Here is a 19344-nt window from a genome sequence, read left to right on the forward strand (position 1 = left end):
GGTCAGCTCAGCGCCACGTTCACCGAGGATTCGGCGAGCTCCTGGTTGAAGCAGCGTTGGTAGAATTCGGCCACCAGCGGCCGCTCCAACTCGTCGCACTTGTTGAGGAAGGTGACGCGGAACGCAAAGCCGATGTCGCCGAAGATTTCGGAGTTTTCCGCCCAGGTGATCACCGTGCGCGGGCTCATCACGGTCGACAGATCGCCGTTGGCAAAGGCGTTACGCGTCAGATCGGCCAAACGCACCATCTTGTTGACGATATCGCGGCCCTCTTGCGTGCGGTAGTGATGCGCCTTCGCCAGCACGATCTCGACTTCCTCGTCATGCGCCAGATAGTTCAGCGTCGTGACGATCGACCAGCGGTCCATCTGGCCCTGGTTGATCTGCTGGGTGCCGTGATAGAGGCCGGAGGTGTCGCCGAGGCCGACCGTGTTGGCGGTCGAGAACAGGCGGAAGGCCGGGTGCGGCTTGATCACCTTGTTCTGGTCCAGGAGCGTCAGGCGGCCGGAGACTTCCAGTACGCGCTGGATCACGAACATCACGTCGGGACGGCCGGCGTCATATTCGTCGAACACCAGTGCGATATTGTGCTGTAGCGCCCAGGGCAGGATGCCGTCGCGGAATTCGGTGACCTGCTTGCCGTCCTTGATCACGATCGAATCCTTGCCGACCAGATCGATACGGCTGATATGGCTGTCGAGGTTGACGCGCACGCAGGGCCAGTTCAGCCGCGCGGCGACCTGCTCGATATGCGTCGACTTGCCGGTGCCGTGATAGCCGGTGACCATCACGCGGCGGTTCTTGGCAAAACCGGCGAGGATCGCGAGCGTGGTGGCGCGGTCGAAGCGATAATCGGCGTCAACTTCCGGTACGTGCGGGTCGACTTCGGAATAGGCCGGCACTTCCAGATCGCTGTCGATGCCGAACACCTGCCGCACCGACACTTTCATGTCGGGCAAGCCGACGATTTCTTCTTTGTTCATGGCGGCGGTCGTCATCAATCCTCCGAGGCCTCGGACATTTTCCGAAACCAGATTTGCTGAATGGCTGCGGATGGGGGCTGGAACAAGCCTAGCAGAGTGCAAGGGCCGGCAGAAGCCCGCCGCTCAATCAAAGTTCCGCTGCGTTATCATTGAGATAGGAACCGAACCCGGTTTTTGAAAGGCTGCCCTGCGAATCACGCCGCACTTTTGCCTGATCTGCCCGGAGCGGACCTTTCAAGCCCGCCCGCCAGTTGTTAGGTCTGCGTGCCGGGCCCGCGGGCAAAACAGGAAATCTGTGACCGACCTTCTCAACTCGTTCATTACCTTCGTCTCGGCCCATGCCTGGCTTGCCTATCTGACGCTGTTCCTGGCCGCGCTGCTGGAGGCGGTTCCGGTGGTAGGCTCGGTAGTGCCCGGCACGACCGTGATCCTGGCGATGAGCGCGCTGATCCCCGGCGGGGAACTGCATCTTGCGCCTGTATTGGCCGCTGCGATTGCAGGCGCCGTGCTCGGCGACGGCTCGGCCTACTGGGCCGGCCATCGCCGCCAGCGCGAGATCCTCGGCACCTGGCCGCTCGCCAATTATCCGCACGTGATCGAACAGAGCGAGACATTCTTCAACCGCTGGGGTCCGCTCGCCGTGTTCTTCGCACGGTTCATCGCCCCGATTCGCGCCTTCGTGCCGATCACCGCAGGCGCGCTCGGCATGCCGCCGCCGCGCTTCTACGCCGTCAACATCCCTGCGATTGTTCTCTGGGCGCTCGCCCACATCCTGCCCGGCGTATTCGCGGTCGAGGCGCTGCACCGGTATGGCGGCTTTCTGCATCACGAACACGGCGGCAAGCGCCTCTGGATATCGGCCGTCATCGGCGGCGCGCTGCTTGTTGGCTTCGTGGTCTGGATCATCCGCCGCCGTAGCGGAGGCAACTGGATCGAGCCGAGGCCGAAGAAGCCGCGCTAGTTCTTGCCGCGCCCCGGCGCCGGGCCGACATAGCGCGCCCGCGGGCGGATCAGCTTGCCGTGCTGCAATTGCTCGCTGGCATGGGCGATCCAGCCGACGCTGCGCGCCATCGCGAACAACGCGAGTTCGCTGCCGGCAGGCATCCGCAGGGCAAGCACCAGCACCGCGAGCGCATAGTCGATATTGACGAATTCGCCGGTCGCTTCCGCAATTCTTTCGGGGATTTCCCGGGTGAATTTCCGCGGCGCACCGGCACGGGTCAGCTCGTTCAATAGCGAGATCGCGCGGGGATCGCCGCGCTTGTAGACGCCATGGCCAAAACCCGCAAAACGCTCGCCGAGCGCGACCCGCTCGCGGATGACCGGCTCGACGTCGTGATCGACCAGCGTCTTCACCAGCCGCGAGGCCAGCACGCCGGCGCCGCCATGCTTTGGGCCCTTTAGCGCCGCCAGTCCGGCTATGACGGCATCATAAAGGTTGAGCCCGGTGGAGGCGGCGCAGCGCACCGTGAAGGTCGAGGCATTGAGCTCGTGATCGGCTAGCAGTACCAGCGCGCGGCGGATCAGATCGGGCGCATGCTTGTTGTCCGCCGCCCATCCTTGCGCGATCTGGAGGTGCAGCGGTTCGGCCGACGGCGCGCGGCCCAGCATGGTCGCAACCAGCAACCGCACGATGCGCCCGCCCACCATCGCGCGACCGTCAGGCGCGCGGGTGAACGCGCGCGGATCGGCGCTTGCCGCCAGCGCCAGCACCGCAATGGCGCGATCGATCGGCGCGGCGCGCTGTGCCGCTTGCGCGATGGTCCGCATCGCGTCGGAGATTTCCGGGCAATTGTCCGGCGCAAAGGGATCGGCGCTGGTGACGTCCCACAGCAGCGTTGCGGTGTGCTCGAGCGTGTCCTTTACCGACAGATCGACGCAGTTCACGCCGCGATAGATTGCGCCTTCCTCGGTAATGGTCGCGATCGCCGAATCCATCACCGGCAGGTCCGCGTCGAAACTGCGCAGGCCGCGCGGCTCCGGCGGCGGCGTACGCCGCTCCTTCAAGCCTCGCACGTCCTCGGCCCGGTAGCGATGGCTGCGCGAGTCCTGCGACGGCTCCGATCGGATCAGGCCGCGGCTGACATAGGCGTAGAGCGTCGCCGGCGAGATCGCCAGTTCAGCCGAGGCCTCGCGGGCCGACAGGTAGAGCGGGTCGGATTTTTTCATATTGATTTACATAATCAAGATTGATCAATCTGTCGAGTCGGCCGACCATTCCGGGAAAGGAAAGGAAACCGGCCATGAACATCCAACTGACCAAAAGCCAGATCGGTCTGGACGGCGTGCCTGCCGCCGAGACCATGTTGAGCCATGTCGACGGCGAGCGCGGCGAACTCATCATCGCGGGCGAGCACGTCAAAAACCTCGTGGGCAAATCGAGTTTCGAGGGCGTCACCGCCCGTCTCTGGAACGCTGCGGCGGGAAAGACGCTCAGCGAAGCCAATGTGCGCGCCAGCCTGGGTGCCGCCCGCGAGCGCGCCTTCGCCCGGCTGCCCGACCTGTTGCCGGCGACGCGCGGTATGTCCGTCGTCGACGGTTTCCGCGCGGCGGTCGCGGGTTTGCGCGCGGAAAGCGGGCTCGAGCATGAATCGACAATCGTCGGCGCCTTTCCTGTCATCGCCGGCGCCCTGGTGCAGCGTGCGAGGGGCAACGACCCCGTCGCGCCGGATCCAAATCTCGGTCATGCCGCCGATACGCTGAGAATGCTGCATGACCGACGGCCCGAGCCGCGCGAGGTCACGGCACTCGACAGCTACCTCGTCACCGTCAGCGATCACGGCATGAACGCCTCGACTTTTGCGACGCGCGTGGTCGCATCGACCCAGGCCGACCTGTTCGCCGCCGTCACCGCCGGCTATTGCGCGCTGACCGGCCCGCTGCATGGCGGCGCGCCGGAGCCGGTGCTGGAAATGCTCGATGCCATCGGCACCCGCGAGCGCATCAAGCCCTGGGTGGACGATGCGCTTTCGCGCGGCGAACGCCTGATGGGATTCGGCCACCGCGTCTACCGGGTGCGCGATCCCCGCGCCGACGTGCTGAAGGCCGCAATCCAGCAATACGCCACGGACGCCGCCGATCTTCCCTTCGCCGGCGAGGTCGAGGCCTATATCCGCGCGGCGCTGCGCAGGAAGAATCCCGACCGGCCGCTGGAAACCAATGTCGAGTTCTTCACCGCCATCCTGCTCGATGCGCTGAAGATCCCGCGCCAGGCTTTTACCCCGATCTTCGCGGTCGCCCGCGCCGCGGGATGGACCGCGCACGCGCTGGAGCAGCGCCGCACCGGCCGCCTGATCCGGCCGAGTTCGTCCTATGTCGGACCAAGACCCGCGGATTAGGATTGGCGCAAGCTAGCCGCTGGACAAACGGACGAAGACCGACGGGCATTTCAGCGATCCGACCCGCTGGAGAAGCGTCGCGAGACCATCGCGGCGCGGAGCGACTTCGTTACCGACTTTCGCGCTTTCATTTCTGCCGAAGTTGCAGGCGCATTTGACGGGATCGTCCGCGTTGTCTCCACCGGTCTCCCGGTTATTCACCGGTAGCTGCCCGGAAGATCCACTTCGTCCACATCAAAACACAATCCAACTCTTTGACTTTGCGAGAACGTCCATTTTATCGAGCTGATTTTGCACTCCTATTGACAATGCGAGCGAAGAAGCGACGCCGATTCCTGGTTGCTTCAAGCAGAGCTGCGCTGGCGTGGTGATCTGACAGTGACGCTGTCGCAGATCGTGCATCTATACTTGCATCGCATACCTGACCCGGACGCAAATTTCGCAAAGCCGCGCCGCCTGATTGCCTGTGCATCGATCCTCCGACCCGAGTGTGCAGCGCACGGATGATTTTCGCAAAGGCGTCGCAAGCAGGAATGGAATGAGACGATGAAGTACAAAGATCGGATCAGCGAACGCGACCGCCTCGCGAGCGTGCTAAGAATCACCTTCAACACACAACTGCGGCCGCTGCGGTCACTCGAGACCGCAACCAAGAAGCGGAGGGCGCAGAAAAAGAAAGCGACAAACAATTCCGGGGTCACGGAATCAGCGGCGAAGGCTTCCGGCTAGAGCGGCAACTCGCGTCGCTTGTCGCTCGTCCACCACCCGCGCAGGCTTGAAGCGGCTCCTGCTTCGACCCACGACAGGAGAATGAAGTCGGCCATTAGGCCTAAGCGGGCGGCCGGGGCTTGGGCCGACGACAGCTTGCGCTGCCGGTCACGGCAATGCGAAGCCGGCCGGACTTGTCGATCACGTCCGATCGCCGTAATACGGGCTATCGGATAAGAAAAACTGATCGATGATCTCGCTCAAGCAGCTCCGCTATTTCGACTCTGTCGCCCGCCTGAAGCATTTCGGCCGGGCGGCGGAGCAATGCGCGGTGACGCAGCCGGCGCTGTCGATGCAGATCCAGGAGCTGGAAAGGGAGCTCGGCGTCCAGTTGATCGAGCGCAGCCGCAGCGGCGTCTTGCTCACCGAAGCCGGCCGCGAGATCGCGCGCCGCGCCAGCCGCGTGCTGAGCGAGACCCGCGACATCGTCGACTTCGCGCGGCGGCAGGGCAATCTCCTGTCGGGGCCGCTGCACCTCGGCGTCATTCCCTCGATCGCGCCCTATGTGCTGCCGGCGCTGCTGCCGCTGGTGCGCGATAAATTTCCCGACCTCGACCTGCATCTGCGCGAGACGCAGACCGATACGCTCGTCGACGAGCTGTTGGACGGCGCACTCGACCTGTTGCTGCTGGCGCTGCCGGTGGAAGATCCCGAGATCGAGACGCTAAAACTGTTCAACGACCGCTTCCTGCTGGCGATGCCGAAGTCGCGGCGCATCACCAACCGCATCCGCGCCACACCCGATCTCCTGGAGCAGGACCGCCTGCTGCTGCTCGAGGAAGGCCATTGCCTGCGCGATCAGGCGCTCTCGTTCTGCAACCTGCGCCGCGTCGACAATATCGACACCTTTGGCGCCTCGAACCTCTCGACCATCGTGCAGATGGTGGCAAACGGCCTCGGCATGACGCTGCTGCCGGAACTCTCCATCAAGCTGGAATGCCGTCACGACGACATCAGGCTGATGCGCTTCACCGACCCGCAGCCGCGCCGCGTCGTGGGCCTTGCCTGGCGCAAGAGCTCGCCGCGCAAAAGTCATTTTGCCGAACTGGGGAAGCTGATTACCGAGGCGACCTCCGGGCAGATGCTCGCGTCGGAAGCGGTGTAGGGTACGGCGAAAACACCCACCACACGTCGTCCCTGCGAAAGCAGGGACCCATAACCACCGTCCTGAATTGTTACGAAGGCAACCAGCTCCAGCGCATCGCGGAAAAGCCGCGGCGTATGGGTCCCTGCTTTCGCAGGGACGACACCGAGCTACCCCTCCTTCACCACCGTCTTCAGATAATTATACGCCTTGATGATCTCGATCAGGCGGTCTTCGGTCGAGCGGTCGCCGCCGTTGGCGTCCGGGTGGTGCTGCTTCACCAGCGCCTTGTACTTGGCCTTGACGATTTCGAGCGTCGCGCCGGGGGCAAGCCCCATCACCTGGAGCGCCTTGCGCTCGGCGTTCATCACCTTGCGCGTTTCGGCCTTGGCCTGCGACGCGCCCGGACCGGGGCGCCAGCGGCCGCGGCCGTTGAGCTCCGAGAACATATGGAAGGGATCGGCGGCGCCGTCGAACTCTTCCGCCGCGCCGGTCTTGCCCTTGGCGCTGGTGTTGGCGCCCATCTTCCAGGTCGGGCGATGGCCGGTCAGCGCATCCTTCTGGTAGCGCGCGACGGCTTCGGCATTCATGCCTTGGAAGAAGTTGTAGGACTGGTTGTATTCGCGGACGTGGTTGAGACAGAAGTGCCAGTACTCGCGCGAATTCTCGCGGCCCTTCGGCGCGCGGTGCGGGCCCTTGTTCTGGCAGCCGGCCCATTCGCACATCGCGGATTCTTCGTTGGCGCGCGCCTGCGCCTTCGCGCTCAGCTTGTTCGGCTTGATGCGGATAGAGTCGAAGAACTTTGATGAATCGATCGCCATATCTGACTTTGACTACGCAATGGCCAAGGCTTCAAGTCTTGACATTGCGATTCCTTCGCTTCGGGTAACGCCATTGACGAAATCAGGTCACGGCCGTAATGCCGCAGCCATGAGAACCAAAGACGTTATCATAAACAAGTTGCGTGAAGCTTTCGTGCCGGAAAGCCTCGACGTCACGGATGAATCACATCTGCATGAGGGCCATGCCGGCCACAGGCCGGGCGGCGAGACGCATTTCAGGGTCTATATCGTATCTCCGGCCTTCGAAGGGAAGAGCCGGATCGAACGGCACCGCATGATTAATGCGGCGCTGGCGGCGGAACTGGCCGGCTCCGTGCACGCGCTGGCGATCAGGGCGCAGACCCCGGGCGAAGCCGGGGGGTAAGCGCCTATCGCTTAGCTCAGCCGTCATGCCCCGCGAAGGCGGGGCATCCAGTACGCCGCGGCCCCTCGGCTTAATCACGAACGCCTCTGGAATACTGGATCGTCCGCCGGAGCCTGTCATCGGGCGCGCATTCGCGCGACCCGTTGGCGGACGATGACGGCACAGCGTTCTAGCGAGACCCTATTCGGGGTGGCCGGCCATGCCTGCGCGATAGTCGTTTTCCCGGGCATCAACAGGGATTGCGGCCCCGTGCACAAGATCACAGAGACGATTCGGCGGATTTCATTTATGTAATACCATTATCCAGGCGACGGGTGGCACTCCCGAGAACGCGGTGCGTTCTCGGAGAGCGCGGGGCCGGCTGGCCCGATTTCCTCGTCGATTGATTGAGGGCCGTCCGATGCGTCATTGGGCACGACTTAGATTGATCGCAGCCGTTCTTGCCGCGATCGCGATATCCACGGCCAGGGCCCCTGCGCAGGGCATGCCGAGCCCCTTCGTGCAGGAAGTGCTGGTCAAGAGCATCCTGCTGACGCTCAACGATGCCGTTGCGGCCGACAACTTTACGGTCATGCACGCCAAGATCTCAAAGCCGTTCCGCGAGCAGTTTCCGCCCGACAAGCTGCGCGCCGTGTTCAAGGACCTGATCGACAAGCGCGCGGTGTTCGACGCCGTGGTGGCCAAACCGATCGTGCCGGATGGGGATGCGAAAATCGACGAGAACGGCGTGCTGCGGCTGAAGGGCCGTTTCGAGACCACGCCAAAGCAGGTAAAATATCAGCTCGGCTTCATCGCCTCGGACGGGCAGTGGAAGCTGAGCGGCATCACCATCGATATTGAGTAACATTTTCCGGGGGAAGACCAGATGCGTTTCGCAACGATTGTATTGTTCGCACTTGCCTCATGTGCCGCCGCGCAGGCGACGCCGCTCGCGCCGGCGGACAAGGACGCGCTGACCAAGGGCACCAACAATTCCTGCCTCGAAAACCAGGTCAAGGACCCCACCAACAAGGCAATTACCGTCGGCCAGCTCCAGACCTACTGCAACTGCTACGCCATGGCATTCGCCGAGGCCATGACGGTCGAGGACCTCGACAAGAACAAGGACTTCCTGACCCCCGAGATTTCAAAGAAGGCCAGCGAATTCTCGCAGAAGTGCGCGGCAAGTTCGCTGAAGAAGTAGGAGCGTCTCTTCTCCCTCTCCCCGCAAGCGGTAGGGCTATCGCATTTGGCCAGACTTTGGCGTTGCGGCCATCCTTCGAGACGCGCGCGATGCGCGCTCCTCAGGATGAGGTTCCGACTTGCGGCGAAATGCTAGACCCTCATGGTGAGGAGCCCGCAAAGCGGGCGTCTCGAACCATGCAGGCCGAGCACGTTCTCAGCCTTCAAGCGCCACGCGCGATCGCCCTGCCCACTGACTAAAACGCCGTCCCCGCCCGTTTCGGCTTCGGGTCTTCCTTCTCCGCCTCGCGCGCCAGCGGGGTGATGCGCAGCGCGGTGATGCGGTTGCGCTCGCGGCGCAGCACGCGGAAGCGGAAATTGTAGAAGGTAAAGCTCTGGCCGCGATCGGGGATCGAGCGCGCCTCGTGGATGACGAGGCCCGCGACCGTGGTCGCCTCCTCGTCGGGCAGATGCCAGTTCATCGCGCGGTTGAGATCGCGGATCGGCACCGAGCCGTCGACGACGACCGAGCCGTCCGGCTGCGCCCGCACGCCGGCCACCACCACGTCGTGCTCGTCGGAGATGTCGCCGACGATCTCTTCCAGAATGTCCTCCAGCGTCACCATGCCTTCGACTTCGCCGTATTCGTCGACGACCAGCGCGAAGTGGGTCTTGCGGCGGCGGAACGCCTTTAGCTGCTCGGAGATCGGGCGCATTTCCGGCACGAACCAGGCCGGCCGCATGATGGTGGAGACATTGATGCGTGAGGTGTCGCCCTCGGAGGCGCGGATCGCGCGCAGCAGGTCCTTGGCATGCAGGATGCCGACGATGTTCTCCGGCTTGTCGCGCCATAGCGGGATGCGGGTGTATTCGGTCGCCAGCACCTCGCGCACCAGTTCGTCCGCCGGCAGGTCGGCGTTGATCATCACCATGGCGGTGCGGTGAACCATGACGTCGGACACCGCCAGATCGCCGAAGCGGAAGACGTTCTGGATGTACTCGGCCTCGCCGCTTTCGATACCGCCGTGGGAAGCCGATTCCTCCACCAGCCCCTCGATCTCGGAGTCGGTGAGGATTTCGTGCTGCGAGGATTCCTGCACGCCGAACAGGCTCAGTATCCCGCGCGAGGCGGAATTGAGCAGCCAGTTGAGCGGATAGAGAACGAGATAGGACACATAGAGCGGATAGGCGATCCACTGCGAGACCGGCGTCGGCTGGCGGATGGCAAACGTCTTCGGCACCTGCTCGCCGATCACGATGTGCAGCGAGGAGAACACCAGGAAGCCGACCAGGAACGAGGTGAAGTGCAGCGCATGTTCCGACATGCCGAGCGGCAGGAGCAGCGGGCTGAGCAGCTCCGAGACGGTCGGCTCGCCCACCCAACCGAGGCCGAGCGAGGCCATGGTGATGCCAAGCTGGCAGCAGGCCAGATAGGCCTCGATATTGCCCATCATGCTCTGGAGGAGATGGGCGCCGAACTTGTTCTCCTCGACCATCGCCTTGACGCGAAAGCCGCGGCTCTTCACCAGCGCAAACTCGGCCGCGACATAAAACGCATTGGCCGCCAGCAGGAGAATGGCGAGCAGCAGATTGATCGAGATCGAGCTCATGTTGGCCTTGCGACTGTCCCCGCCTTCGCGCGACGCCCAGCCGCGCAAGACAATCCAGCTACTTTCCGATCCTACTATTTTTCCGACAACTTTTGTTGCAGGAAGGCGCGCACCAGCGACGGATCGACATCCTTCGCGATCACGGCACGGCCGACCGCCTCGAGCAGGATGAAGGTCAGCTTGCCGCGCTTGACCTTCTTGTCCTGCGCCATCAGCGCCAGCAGCGCATCGGCGTCGGCAAGACCTTCCTGCGCAAAGCCCGCGATGTCCTGTAGCCGCGTGGGCAGGCCGACATCAGCCAGATGACGCTTGACGCGCGCCGCGGCGTCTTCGGGAATCATGCCGCGCTGTGCGGAAAATTCCGCGGCCAGCACCATGCCGACCGAGACGCCCTCGCCATGGAACAGCCGGTCGGAAAAGCCGGTGGCCGCTTCCAGCGCGTGGCCAAAAGTGTGGCCGAGGTTGAGCAGCGCGCGCTCGCCGGTCTCGCGCTCGTCGCGCGAGACGATCGCCGCCTTGGCGCGGCAGGAGGTGGCGATCGCATGTTCGCGCGCGGCGCCGCCGGCAAAGATGTCGGCATGGTTCTTTTCCAGCCAGGTGAAAAAGGCCTCGTCGCCGAGCACGCCGTATTTTGCGACTTCCGCATAGCCGGCGCGGAACTGGCGCGGCGGCAGCGTGTCGAGCACGGCGGTGTCGGCAATCACCAGGATCGGCTGATGGAACGCCCCGATCAGGTTCTTGCCCTGCGGCGAATTGATCCCGGTCTTGCCGCCGACGGAGGAATCGACCTGCGCCAGCAGCGAGGTCGGCACCTGCACGAAATCGACGCCGCGGCGCAGGATCGCGGCCGCAAAGCCGGCGAGATCGCCGACCACGCCGCCGCCGAGCGCGATCACCAGATCGTTGCGCTCGATCTTGGCCGCGACCAGCGCTTCGCTGACCTTCTCCAGGCCCGCATAGCTTTTGGAGCCCTCGCCTTCCTCGACGATCACGCGCGAGGTCGGCACGCCGGCCTGCGCGAGCGAGGCTTCGGTCGCCTCCAGCCAGTGCTTTGCCACCGTGCGGTCGGTGACGATGGCTGTGCGGACGCCCGGCCGCATCGCGGCGATGCGCGGTCCCAGGGTTTGCAGCACGTCGCGGCCGATCACGATGTCATAGGCGCGCTCGCCGAGTGCGACGTCAACGGTGATCGGATCGGAATGCTTGAGCGGCGCGGTCATGAGCTGGCGCTTACCTGATCCGAGGTTTCGGCGGCAGAGGTCACGCTGCCGCACAGCTTGTCGTGCAGCGCCGCCAGGCATTCGTCGACGATCTTCTCGTGCGGCACGTCGCGCGACCAGATCGTGATGTCGGCCTGCTGGTACACCGGCTCGCGCTCCCCTAACAGGCGGGCGACCGTCCCTTCGGGATCGGCATTTTGCAGCAGCGGCCGGTCGGAGCGGCGGCGCACCCGCTTCATGATCACGTCAGTATCGGCCTTGAGCCAGATCGACACTGCCTTGCCGCGGATGCGGCCCCGCGTCTCCTCGCGCATGAAGGCGCCGCCGCCGGTCGCGACGACCAGCGGGCCGCCGTCCAGCAGGCGCGCGATCACCCGCGCCTCGCCATCCCTGAAATAGGCCTCGCCATAGGTCGCAAAAATGTCCGGGATCGACATCCGGTGCGCGGTCTCGATCTCGGTGTCGGCATCGGTGAACGGCAGCCGCAGCCGCGCCGCCATGCGCCGGCCGATGGTGGATTTTCCGGCCCCCATCATGCCGACCAGCACGATGCACCGTGTGCCCAGCGCCGCCGCGATTTCCGCGTCCTGGGGGCCAATCGGTGCCGGTGAGGCAGGTTCAGACATGGGCGGTTTCGCTCGAAAAATTGCCGTGTTCCGGCCACCTATACTACCCCCACAGATACCGTTGCCAGAGCGACTTGCAACATTCCGGGGAACATGGTGCTACTCAGGCCTGCCCGGTTTGGCTTGATTTGAATGGTTAATTCGCCGCCATGCCCAGTCTGTTCCGCTTCCTGACGGTGGTCGGCATCATTGCCGGGATCGGCTATGGCGTGCTGTTTGCGCTGGCGAATTTCGTCAATCCAAAGCCGCGGGAAATGACCGTGACCATCCCGCCGGACAGGTTCCTGAAGAAGTGATGCTTTTGCGCAATAGGGTTCCCTAAGGAATCGGCGCTACGCTCCCCCAATGCGTGGCAAGCCCTCCGACGAAAAGCTCATCAACCTGTTCCTCGACATGCTCGCGGCCGAACAGGGTGCGGGCGACAACACGCTACAGGCCTATCGCCGCGACCTCACCGACTTCTCGGAATTTCTGACCCGCGCCTCGCAGAGCTTCACCAGCGCCGATACCCAGAGGCTGCGCGACTACCTCGCCGATCTCGATGTCAGAGGCTTCAAATCCTCCAGCGTGGCGCGCCGGCTGTCAGCGATGCGGCATCTGTTCCGCTTTCTGCTCAACGAGCGCATCCGCAAGGACGATCCCGCCGCGATTCTCTCCGGCCCCAAGCGCGGTCGCGGCCTGCCAAAGGTGCTGTCGATCGCCGATGTCGACCGCATGCTGGCGAAGGCCAAGGAGCTGACGCTGGCAGGCGAGGCTTCGCCGCTCAAGCGGCTGCGCGCGATGCGGCTCTATTGTTTGCTCGAAGTGCTCTACGCCACCGGCCTGCGCGTCTCCGAACTGGTGTCGCTGCCGATAACGGCCGCGCGGCGCGATGCCAGCATGATCGTGGTGCGCGGCAAGGGCGACAAGGAGCGCCTCGTGCCGCTCAACGATGCCTCGCGGCAGGCGATGGCGGACTATCTTGCCGCGATGGCCGAGCTGACGGCGGCGAAGAAGAAAAGCATCGCCAGTTCGAAATGGCTGTTTCCCTCCTTCGGCGAAAGCGGACATTTGACGCGCCAGCATTTTGCCCGCGACCTGAAGGAGCTCGCATCCGCCGCCGGCCTTCCGCCGCGGCTGGTCTCCCCGCATGTGCTGCGCCACGCCTTTGCCAGCCACCTCTTACATAACGGCGCGGACCTGCGCATCGTGCAGACGTTGCTCGGCCACACCGACATCTCGACCACGCAGATCTACACGCATGTGGTCGAGGAGCGCCTCAAGAGCCTGGTGCGCGACCTGCATCCGCTGGCGGAGAAGTAGTTCACAATCTCTTGCGTCATTGCCAGCAGCGAAGCAATCCATAGCGCGGCAGGCGGAGAGGTGGATTGCTTCGCTTCGCTCGCAAACCGGGACCTCATCCTGAGGAGCGCGCATCGCGCGCGTCTCGAAGGATGAAGCCGCCGAAGGTCACTTCAAATTCGCCAGGTAATGCGCGAGTGCGACGATCTCTTCCTCGTGCAAGGGAAACGCGACCTCCGCCATCGCAGCCTGTCCGCCGCCGGAGCGCAACCCGCCCTTGTAGTCGCGCAGCGCCTTCAACAGATAATCCTCGCGCTGGCCGGCGAGGCGGGCCACCGCCTTGGTGCCGGCGTAGCTGTCCAGATGACACGACGCGCAGCGCCGGCCGGCCGCCGACTGTGCGCCTTTCTTCGATAGCTCGGGATCGTCATCCGCCTTTTCATTCTTCGGCGGCGGCAGCGAGGCAAAGTAGGCGCCGAGATTGCGGATGTCCTCGTTGTTGATCTGCTCGACGATCGGCTGCATCTGCTCGTTCTTGCGCGCGCCGGCGCGGAAATAGACGAGCTGCCACTGGATGAACTGGTCGGGCTGCCCCGCCAGCGAGGGCATGTTCTCCATCTGCGAGATGCCGTTCTCGCCATGGCAGCCGACGCAGAGCTCGGCCTTTTCCTTGCCGGCCGCGATGTCGGCCGCGTGGGCGGGAAAAATTGCAAGCAAACCTGCAATGAGAGCGAAGACGAAACGTGTGGGCATTTTTCGGTATTCTCTCGCCGCCTCCGTCATTCCGGGGCTCGCCGAAGGCGAGAGCCCGGAATCCATAACCACAGGCCGCTGTTGATTCAAAGAAAGCCGTCTACCAGTCCCCGAGACAACGACGGTCCCAGCGTATGGATTCCAGGCTCACGCTTCGCGTGCCCCGGAATGACAGGAAGGCCGCGGCTGCTCCTTCAAGCAACCGCAGCCTCCAATGGTTCCCTCGCCTACTTGCTGTAGCTGATGCGGTAGATCGCACCACCCCAGTCGTCGGCAATCAGGAGCGAGCCGTCCTTGGCAACCACGATATCGGCGGGACGGCCGAGATAGCCCTTGTCGCCCTCGATCCAGCCTTCGGCGAAGATCTCCTGCTTGGCGTTCTTGCCGTCGGGATCGGCGATCACGCGCTTGATCCGGGCACCCTGGTATTTATGCCGGTTCCAGGAGCCGTGCTCGGCGATGAAGATGTTGTTCTTGTACTCGGCGGGGAACATGTCGCCGGTGTAGAACTTCATGCCGAGCGGCGCCACATGCGCGCCGAGCTTGACGACCGGCGGCGTGAACTCCTCGCACTTGTGCCCCATGGCGAATTTCGGATCGGGGAAATCGCCCTGGTGGCAATAGGGATAGCCAAAATGCTCGCCGATCTTCGAGATCATGTTGAGCTTGTCGCTCGGCATGTCGTCGCTGACCCAGTCGCGCGCGTTTTCGGTGAACCAGTAGCGCCCCGTCCGCGGATCGACGTCGCCGCCGACGCTGTTGCGCACGCCGAGCGCCCAGATTTCCGCATTGCCGGTCTTGGGATCGACTCTTCGGACCTGCGACACGCTGGTCGGCGGAATGCCGATATTGAAGGGCGGGCCGAATGGCAAATAGAACCAGCCGTCCTTGTCGACCGCGATGTATTTCCAGCCATGCGCGACATAGGAGGGCATGTCGTCATAGACCACCTTGCCCTTGCCGAGATTGTCGATGTTGGCTTCGGCGTTTTCGTATTTGTACAGCTTGTCGATGTCGACGACATAGAGCGCACCGTCGTGGAAGGCGAGACCCGTGGGCATTTTCAGCCCCTTGATCACGGTCTTGACCTCGCGCTTACCGCCCTTGTCGGTGATGGCGTAGATGTTGCCGAGATCGAACGTACCGACGAACAGCGTACCCTTATCGCCCCAGGCCATTTGCCGCGCCTGCAACACGCCCGGCGCCCAGACTTCGATCTTGAAGCCGGCCGGCAGCTTGATCTTCTTCACGGTTGCGGCGAGTTCGGCCTCTGAGGCGCCGGTCGGCGGCCCCGAAGGCGGCGCGAGCCCCTTCTGGGCTTCGGTCTCATCGCCGAGGAACCAGTCGGGCGGCGGATTTTTCCAGAAGTCGGGGGTGCCCGACTCGTATTTCTTCAGTGCCCTGCTGTCCTGCGCGACGGCGGATCCCGCCGTCGCAACCGCAAAGGCCGCGGCAAGCGCAAGTACACATCCATTGATAGCGGATTTCATCGCGTCACTCCCCTAAGCGGCCCGAAGGCGGGCCTTTATTTATTTTGAAGTCGAAAGACGAAACATCAGTGATCTGCGGCGAGCAGACCGCAAAAGCCTAGCACATCCCAAGTGCGTGAAAAGCAAGCGCGCTGCGCCCTGCCGAATCAAAAAGAGACTGAGAGAAAAATCCTGCGCCGCGATTTTGCCGGAGATGAATTTTTGCGGCGCCGATTGCAGCGCAATATCCGGTAGCGAATGCGTTGATGTGGGCACGCTTCCACATGCGAAGATCCATTCTCCGTTTCGCGAGATCAGCTTCGCGCAGTCGCTTGCCGGAAATCGTTCAGCGCGCCCGTGCCGCTTACCCGGCCACAGGCAAGCCGCGCGGCACGGCGGAGCCGCGAACTCCCCCCACAAACGAAAAGCCCGCCAAAGCGGCGGGCCTTCGTCAGATTCATCGTGAGGAAGAAAATCTGGAGCGGGCGAAGGGGCTCGAACCCTCGACCCCGACCTTGGCAAGGTCGTGCTCTACCACTGAGCTACACCCGCATCCGGATGGCGGCGACTGGTCGCCGACAACGGCGAACCTATGCCAAATGCGAACAGTGAATGCAACACTTCTGCGAACCGTTAAAATTCGTCCCCCCGGGTGGCGATTTTTTGCCAAATCGGCGCCAATGGCCCCAAATCGGCCCCCGCCGCGGGGTTCCCGGCGATTGAAAATACCGTCCGCCAGCGCCAATTAGGGCCAATCGGCCCCACACCCAATCGCAGCCAGCCGTGCTAGAAGGGGCCGGCTTTCGAGACACCCAGGCGAGGACATCGTGACCATCGTAGAGCAGGGCGGCGGAGCGCCGCAGGCGGCCCCCGACCTCATCAAGGAAACCACTACCCAGTCCTTCATGAAGGACGTCATCGAGGAATCGAAGCGCCAGCCGGTGCTGATCGACTTCTGGGCGGAGTGGTGCGGCCCGTGCCGCCAGTTGACGCCGATCCTGGAGAAGGCGGTGCGCAACGCCAAGGGCCGGGTCAAGCTGGTCAAGATGAACATCGACCAGCATCCGGCAATCCCGGGCCAGATGGGCATCCAGTCGATCCCGGCGGTCATCGCCTTCGTCAACGGCCAGCCGGCCGACGGTTTTATGGGCGCGGTGCCGGAAAGCCAGGTCAACGCCTTCATCGACAAGATCACCAAGGGCATGCCGGCCCCGGGCGAGCCGAACATCGCCGAAATTCTGCAAGAAGCCGAAGCCGTGCTGGCCGAGGGCGATGCCGCCGGCGCCGCGCAGATCTATGCCGAGGTGCTGGCACACGATTCCACCAACATCCCGGCGCTAGCGGGCCTTGCCAAATGCTACGTCACTTCGGGCGCGGTCGAGCAGGCCAAGCAGACGCTGGCCATGGTCCCGGAATCGAAGCGCAATGACGCGACCGTGAAGGCCGTGCAGGCCGCCATTGATCTGGCCGAACAGGCGCAGTCGGTCGGCCCGGTCGCGGAGCTGGAACAGAAAGTCGCCGCAAACCCGCTCGATCATCAGGCCCGGTTCGACCTGGCGACCGCGCTCAACGCCCAAGGCAAGCGGGCTGAAGCGACCGAGCAATTGCTTGCCATCGTCAAGCGCGACCGCAAATGGAATGACGATGGCGCGCGCAAGCAGCTCGTGCAGTTCTTCGAGGCGTGGGGCGGCGCGGATGAGGCAACCGTCGATGGACGCAAACGGCTGTCGACAATTCTGTTTTCGTGAGTTCTCTCTGTGAGCTAGTCGGGGCCGCCGCATGCCGATCAATGCCGAATACCGCGGACCCAGCGAGCTTCCCGAAGTGATCCCGGTATTTCCGTTGCCGGGGGCGCTGCTGCTGCCGCGCGGCCAGATGCCGCTCAACATCTTCGAGCCGCGTTATCTCGCCATGGTCGACGATGCCTTGCGCGACGGCCACCGGCTGATCGGCATGATCCAGCCGGATGTGACGCATTCGCCCAGCGAAGCAAAGCCTGTGCTGTTCAAGGTCGGTTGCGTCGGCCGCATCACCCAGCTCGCCGAATCCGGCGACGGCCGCTACATCCTCGAGCTCACCGGCGTCGCCCGCTTCAAGGTGGTCGAGGAATTGTCGGTGCTCACCGCCTACCGGCAGTGCAAGGTGGACTTTTTCAGCTTTGCCGACGATTTCGTCGCCCGCAAGGGCGAGGAGGATGTCGACCGCCAGGCCCTGCTGGACGTGCTGACGGATTTTTTGAAAGCCAACAATTTGAAGGTGGATTGGGAGGGCGTCGAGAGCGCCCCCAACGAGGCGCTCGTCAACGCACTGGCGATGATGTCGCCCTATGGCCCCGCCGAAAAGCAGGCGATGCTGGAAGCGCCTGATCTGAAGACCCGCGCGGAAATCCTGATCGCGGTGACCGAGATGGATCTGGCGAAAAAGCGCACCAGCGGCGAGCCCGGGCTGCAATAAAGCCGCGGCAGCGCGCCAGCGCCCTTACCAGCCCCGCCCGATCAAGCAGCGCAGCGCGTCTCGGCCGTATGCCGCTGGAGCCAATCCTTCCACGACAACGTACCACGCACCCCGCGGCTGACGACAAAGCCCATGCCGCGCGCAGCCTTGTCGGAGAGATGGACCGGCATGATCGTGCGATGCATGCCGCGGGCCTCCTGATATTGCCGGGCGAATTCGACCAGGCTGAGATCCTCGGGGCCGCCGATCTCCTCCCGCACGCCACAGCCGCGATCGAACGCGCAATGCACCAGATAGTCGGCGACATCGGATGTATCGACCGGATTGCACACCGTCCTGGGGACCGGCCAGACCGGAAGCCAGACAAGGCCCGCGAGCATGCTTTCGAGCAGATAATAGAACGGCATCGCCCGCACGATGGACCACGATAGCCCCGATTCGCGCACCATGCGTTCAGCGGCAAGCTTGAGGCGCCCATAGGGCAACGACGCCTCGTCCAGTCCCACGATCGAGACATGGAGAAAATGCTGGACCTGCGCCTGATGGCAGAGGTCGAGCAGACGCTGCGTGCCCTCCGCATCCACGTCGGAGGGTGACCTGAAGAAATCGACCGGCCGTATGCCGCCGCGCCGCGCGATCGGCGAATGCGTCGCGGCATGGATAACGGTGTGCACGCCGCGCAGCGCATGCGCCAGCCCCTCGCCGGTCGCGAGGTCGCCCATCGCCCATTCGACGTCGGCCCGCGATTTTTGCGACCGCGCGAAGATGCGCACCTGGTGTCCGCCGCGGACCAGCCGATCCACAAGATCCTGTCCGAGATGGCCCGTGCCGCCGGTAACGAGAACAAGAGTCATTTGCCTGCTCCTTCTGTTCCCAGCCGCCGGTGAAGAAAAGTACCGGCCTATCAACTGATGGGAACGAGCACGGTTTCGCCGGTTGCGACCAGCGAGGTACCCTTTTCGTCTTCGGCAAACAGTTCCGCCCTCGCAAACACCTGCCTGCGCCCGGCACGCATCGTGGTTCCCTTCGCGATAAAGCGGCGGCCGACGGCCGGTTTCAGGCAGTTCATCGAGAAATGCGATGCGGTGACGGAGCCGGCCACCGTCGCGGCGGCAAACCCGCAGGCGGTATCGAGCAGGGCGGCAATCATGCCGGCATGGAGATGCCCGGCATATTGGGTGAGGTCGTCGCTCCAGGTCATGTGGATTTCGGCCTCGCCGTTTCCGGCCGCGATGACTTCGAATCCCGCGCGGCGATTGAAGCTTGCCGACGCGTTGGTAGCGATCAGGTGCTGGAGGTCCATTTCTGCGGTCGTCACGGTAGGCTCCACTGCGGCAGGGAATTTTCAGGACGCATATCGGCAATGCCGCAGGCGATGGCTGGGTGAGCGC

The 19344-nt window shown here is 63.7% G+C and carries 20 protein-coding genes and 1 tRNA gene; 10 read left to right on the forward strand and 11 right to left on the reverse strand.

What is annotated here, in order from left to right:
- Positions 1-2 precede the first annotated feature (2 nt).
- Positions 3-998: a cobaltochelatase subunit CobS gene (gene cobS, locus JQ628_RS17550; protein ID WP_212224061.1), complete on the reverse strand. Its 996-nt coding sequence runs from the start codon at positions 996-998 to the stop codon at positions 3-5.
- A gap of 280 nt (positions 999-1278) precedes the next feature.
- Here cobS and JQ628_RS17555 point away from each other — a divergent pair, with 280 nt between their 5' ends.
- Positions 1279-1944: a DedA family protein gene (locus tag JQ628_RS17555; protein WP_212224062.1), complete on the forward strand. Its 666-nt coding sequence runs from the start codon at positions 1279-1281 to the stop codon at positions 1942-1944.
- Here JQ628_RS17555 and JQ628_RS17560 read toward each other — a convergent pair.
- Positions 1941-3152 carry a citrate synthase family protein gene (locus tag JQ628_RS17560; protein ID WP_212224064.1) on the reverse strand — a complete coding sequence of 404 codons (1212 nt, stop codon included), beginning with the start codon at positions 3150-3152 and terminating at the stop codon, positions 1941-1943. The two genes, JQ628_RS17555 and JQ628_RS17560, sit on opposite strands and share 4 nt — an antisense overlap.
- 74 nt (positions 3153-3226) lie before the next feature.
- On the opposite strand from JQ628_RS17560, the gene JQ628_RS17565 reads away from it, so the two are divergent.
- Positions 3227-4321 (forward strand): citrate synthase/methylcitrate synthase, encoded by a 1095-nt coding sequence (locus JQ628_RS17565; protein WP_212224065.1) that lies wholly within the window; start codon positions 3227-3229, stop codon positions 4319-4321.
- Positions 4322-5279: 958 nt separating this feature from the next.
- Positions 5280-6194 (forward strand): LysR substrate-binding domain-containing protein, encoded by a 915-nt coding sequence (locus tag JQ628_RS17570; RefSeq protein WP_212224066.1) that lies wholly within the window; start codon positions 5280-5282, stop codon positions 6192-6194.
- A gap of 149 nt (positions 6195-6343) precedes the next feature.
- Here the strand turns inward: JQ628_RS17570 and JQ628_RS17575 are convergent, their stop codons facing one another.
- Positions 6344-6994, reverse strand: coding sequence for a J domain-containing protein (locus JQ628_RS17575; protein WP_212224067.1), 651 nt, complete (start codon positions 6992-6994; stop codon positions 6344-6346).
- A gap of 109 nt (positions 6995-7103) precedes the next feature.
- Here JQ628_RS17575 and JQ628_RS17580 point away from each other — a divergent pair, with 109 nt between their 5' ends.
- The 3 genes from JQ628_RS17580 (at position 7104) to JQ628_RS17590 (ending at position 8562) form a co-directional block, all read left to right on the forward strand.
- On the forward strand, positions 7104-7379 hold the full coding sequence (locus tag JQ628_RS17580; protein ID WP_212224234.1) for a BolA family protein: 276 nt from the start codon (positions 7104-7106) through the stop codon (positions 7377-7379).
- A gap of 424 nt (positions 7380-7803) precedes the next feature.
- Positions 7804-8223 (forward strand): hypothetical protein, encoded by a 420-nt coding sequence (locus tag JQ628_RS17585; protein WP_249128027.1) that lies wholly within the window; start codon positions 7804-7806, stop codon positions 8221-8223.
- Positions 8224-8244: 21 nt separating this feature from the next.
- A complete protein-coding gene (locus JQ628_RS17590) occupies positions 8245-8562 on the forward strand; it encodes a hypothetical protein (RefSeq protein ID WP_212224068.1) in 318 nt (105 codons plus the stop codon).
- 235 nt (positions 8563-8797) lie between these two features.
- On the opposite strand, the gene JQ628_RS17595 is transcribed toward JQ628_RS17590, so the two are convergent.
- The 3 genes from JQ628_RS17595 to JQ628_RS17605 all read right to left on the reverse strand — a co-directional run bounded on the left by JQ628_RS17595 (position 8798) and on the right by JQ628_RS17605 (position 11996).
- Positions 8798-10150, reverse strand: a complete 1353-nt coding sequence (locus JQ628_RS17595; RefSeq protein ID WP_212224069.1) for an HlyC/CorC family transporter — start codon at positions 10148-10150, stop codon at positions 8798-8800.
- 74 nt (positions 10151-10224) lie between these two features.
- Positions 10225-11370, reverse strand: a complete 1146-nt coding sequence (gene aroB / locus JQ628_RS17600; RefSeq protein WP_212224070.1) for a 3-dehydroquinate synthase — start codon at positions 11368-11370, stop codon at positions 10225-10227.
- Positions 11367-11996: a shikimate kinase gene (locus JQ628_RS17605; RefSeq protein ID WP_212224071.1), complete on the reverse strand. Its 630-nt coding sequence runs from the start codon at positions 11994-11996 to the stop codon at positions 11367-11369. Before JQ628_RS17605 ends, aroB begins: the two co-directional genes overlap by 4 nt.
- Positions 11997-12145: 149 nt before the next feature.
- Between JQ628_RS17605 and JQ628_RS17610 the strand changes: the two genes are divergently transcribed.
- Entirely contained in the window at positions 12146-12292 is a 147-nt protein-coding gene (locus JQ628_RS17610) for a histidine kinase (protein ID WP_212224073.1), read from the forward strand.
- Between the two features lie 49 nt (positions 12293-12341).
- Entirely contained in the window at positions 12342-13298 is a 957-nt protein-coding gene (xerD, locus tag JQ628_RS17615) for a site-specific tyrosine recombinase XerD (protein WP_212224075.1), read from the forward strand.
- A gap of 147 nt (positions 13299-13445) precedes the next feature.
- On the opposite strand, the gene JQ628_RS17620 is transcribed toward xerD, so the two are convergent.
- The 3 genes from JQ628_RS17620 to JQ628_RS17630 all read right to left on the reverse strand — a co-directional run bounded on the left by JQ628_RS17620 (position 13446) and on the right by JQ628_RS17630 (position 16051).
- Positions 13446-14030: a c-type cytochrome gene (locus JQ628_RS17620; RefSeq protein ID WP_212224077.1), complete on the reverse strand. Its 585-nt coding sequence runs from the start codon at positions 14028-14030 to the stop codon at positions 13446-13448.
- Positions 14031-14257: 227 nt separating this feature from the next.
- A complete protein-coding gene (locus JQ628_RS17625; RefSeq protein WP_212224079.1) occupies positions 14258-15520 on the reverse strand; it encodes a PQQ-dependent sugar dehydrogenase in 1263 nt (420 codons plus the stop codon).
- 456 nt (positions 15521-15976) lie between these two features.
- A tRNA-Gly gene (locus JQ628_RS17630) sits at positions 15977-16051 on the reverse strand.
- A gap of 275 nt (positions 16052-16326) precedes the next feature.
- Here JQ628_RS17630 and trxA point away from each other — a divergent pair.
- Together trxA and JQ628_RS17640 are read left to right on the forward strand one after the other, a co-directional pair.
- Complete coding sequence (gene trxA, locus JQ628_RS17635; protein WP_212224081.1) at positions 16327-17247, forward strand: thioredoxin; 921 nt, start codon at positions 16327-16329, stop codon at positions 17245-17247.
- Between the two features lie 31 nt (positions 17248-17278).
- Complete coding sequence (locus tag JQ628_RS17640) at positions 17279-17953, forward strand: LON peptidase substrate-binding domain-containing protein (protein ID WP_212224082.1); 675 nt, start codon at positions 17279-17281, stop codon at positions 17951-17953.
- A 41-nt stretch (positions 17954-17994) separates the two neighbouring features.
- On the opposite strand, the gene JQ628_RS17645 is transcribed toward JQ628_RS17640, so the two are convergent.
- Both JQ628_RS17645 and JQ628_RS17650 read right to left on the reverse strand, forming a co-directional pair.
- Entirely contained in the window at positions 17995-18807 is an 813-nt protein-coding gene (locus JQ628_RS17645) for an SDR family oxidoreductase (protein ID WP_212224083.1), read from the reverse strand.
- A 50-nt stretch (positions 18808-18857) separates the two neighbouring features.
- Complete coding sequence (locus tag JQ628_RS17650) at positions 18858-19271, reverse strand: PaaI family thioesterase (RefSeq protein WP_349628079.1); 414 nt, start codon at positions 19269-19271, stop codon at positions 18858-18860.
- Positions 19272-19344: the final 73 nt, after the last annotated feature.

Origin of the sequence: Bradyrhizobium lablabi (genome assembly GCF_018129385.1) — a bacterium.
Lineage (GTDB): Bacteria > Pseudomonadota > Alphaproteobacteria > Rhizobiales > Xanthobacteraceae > Bradyrhizobium > Bradyrhizobium lablabi_C.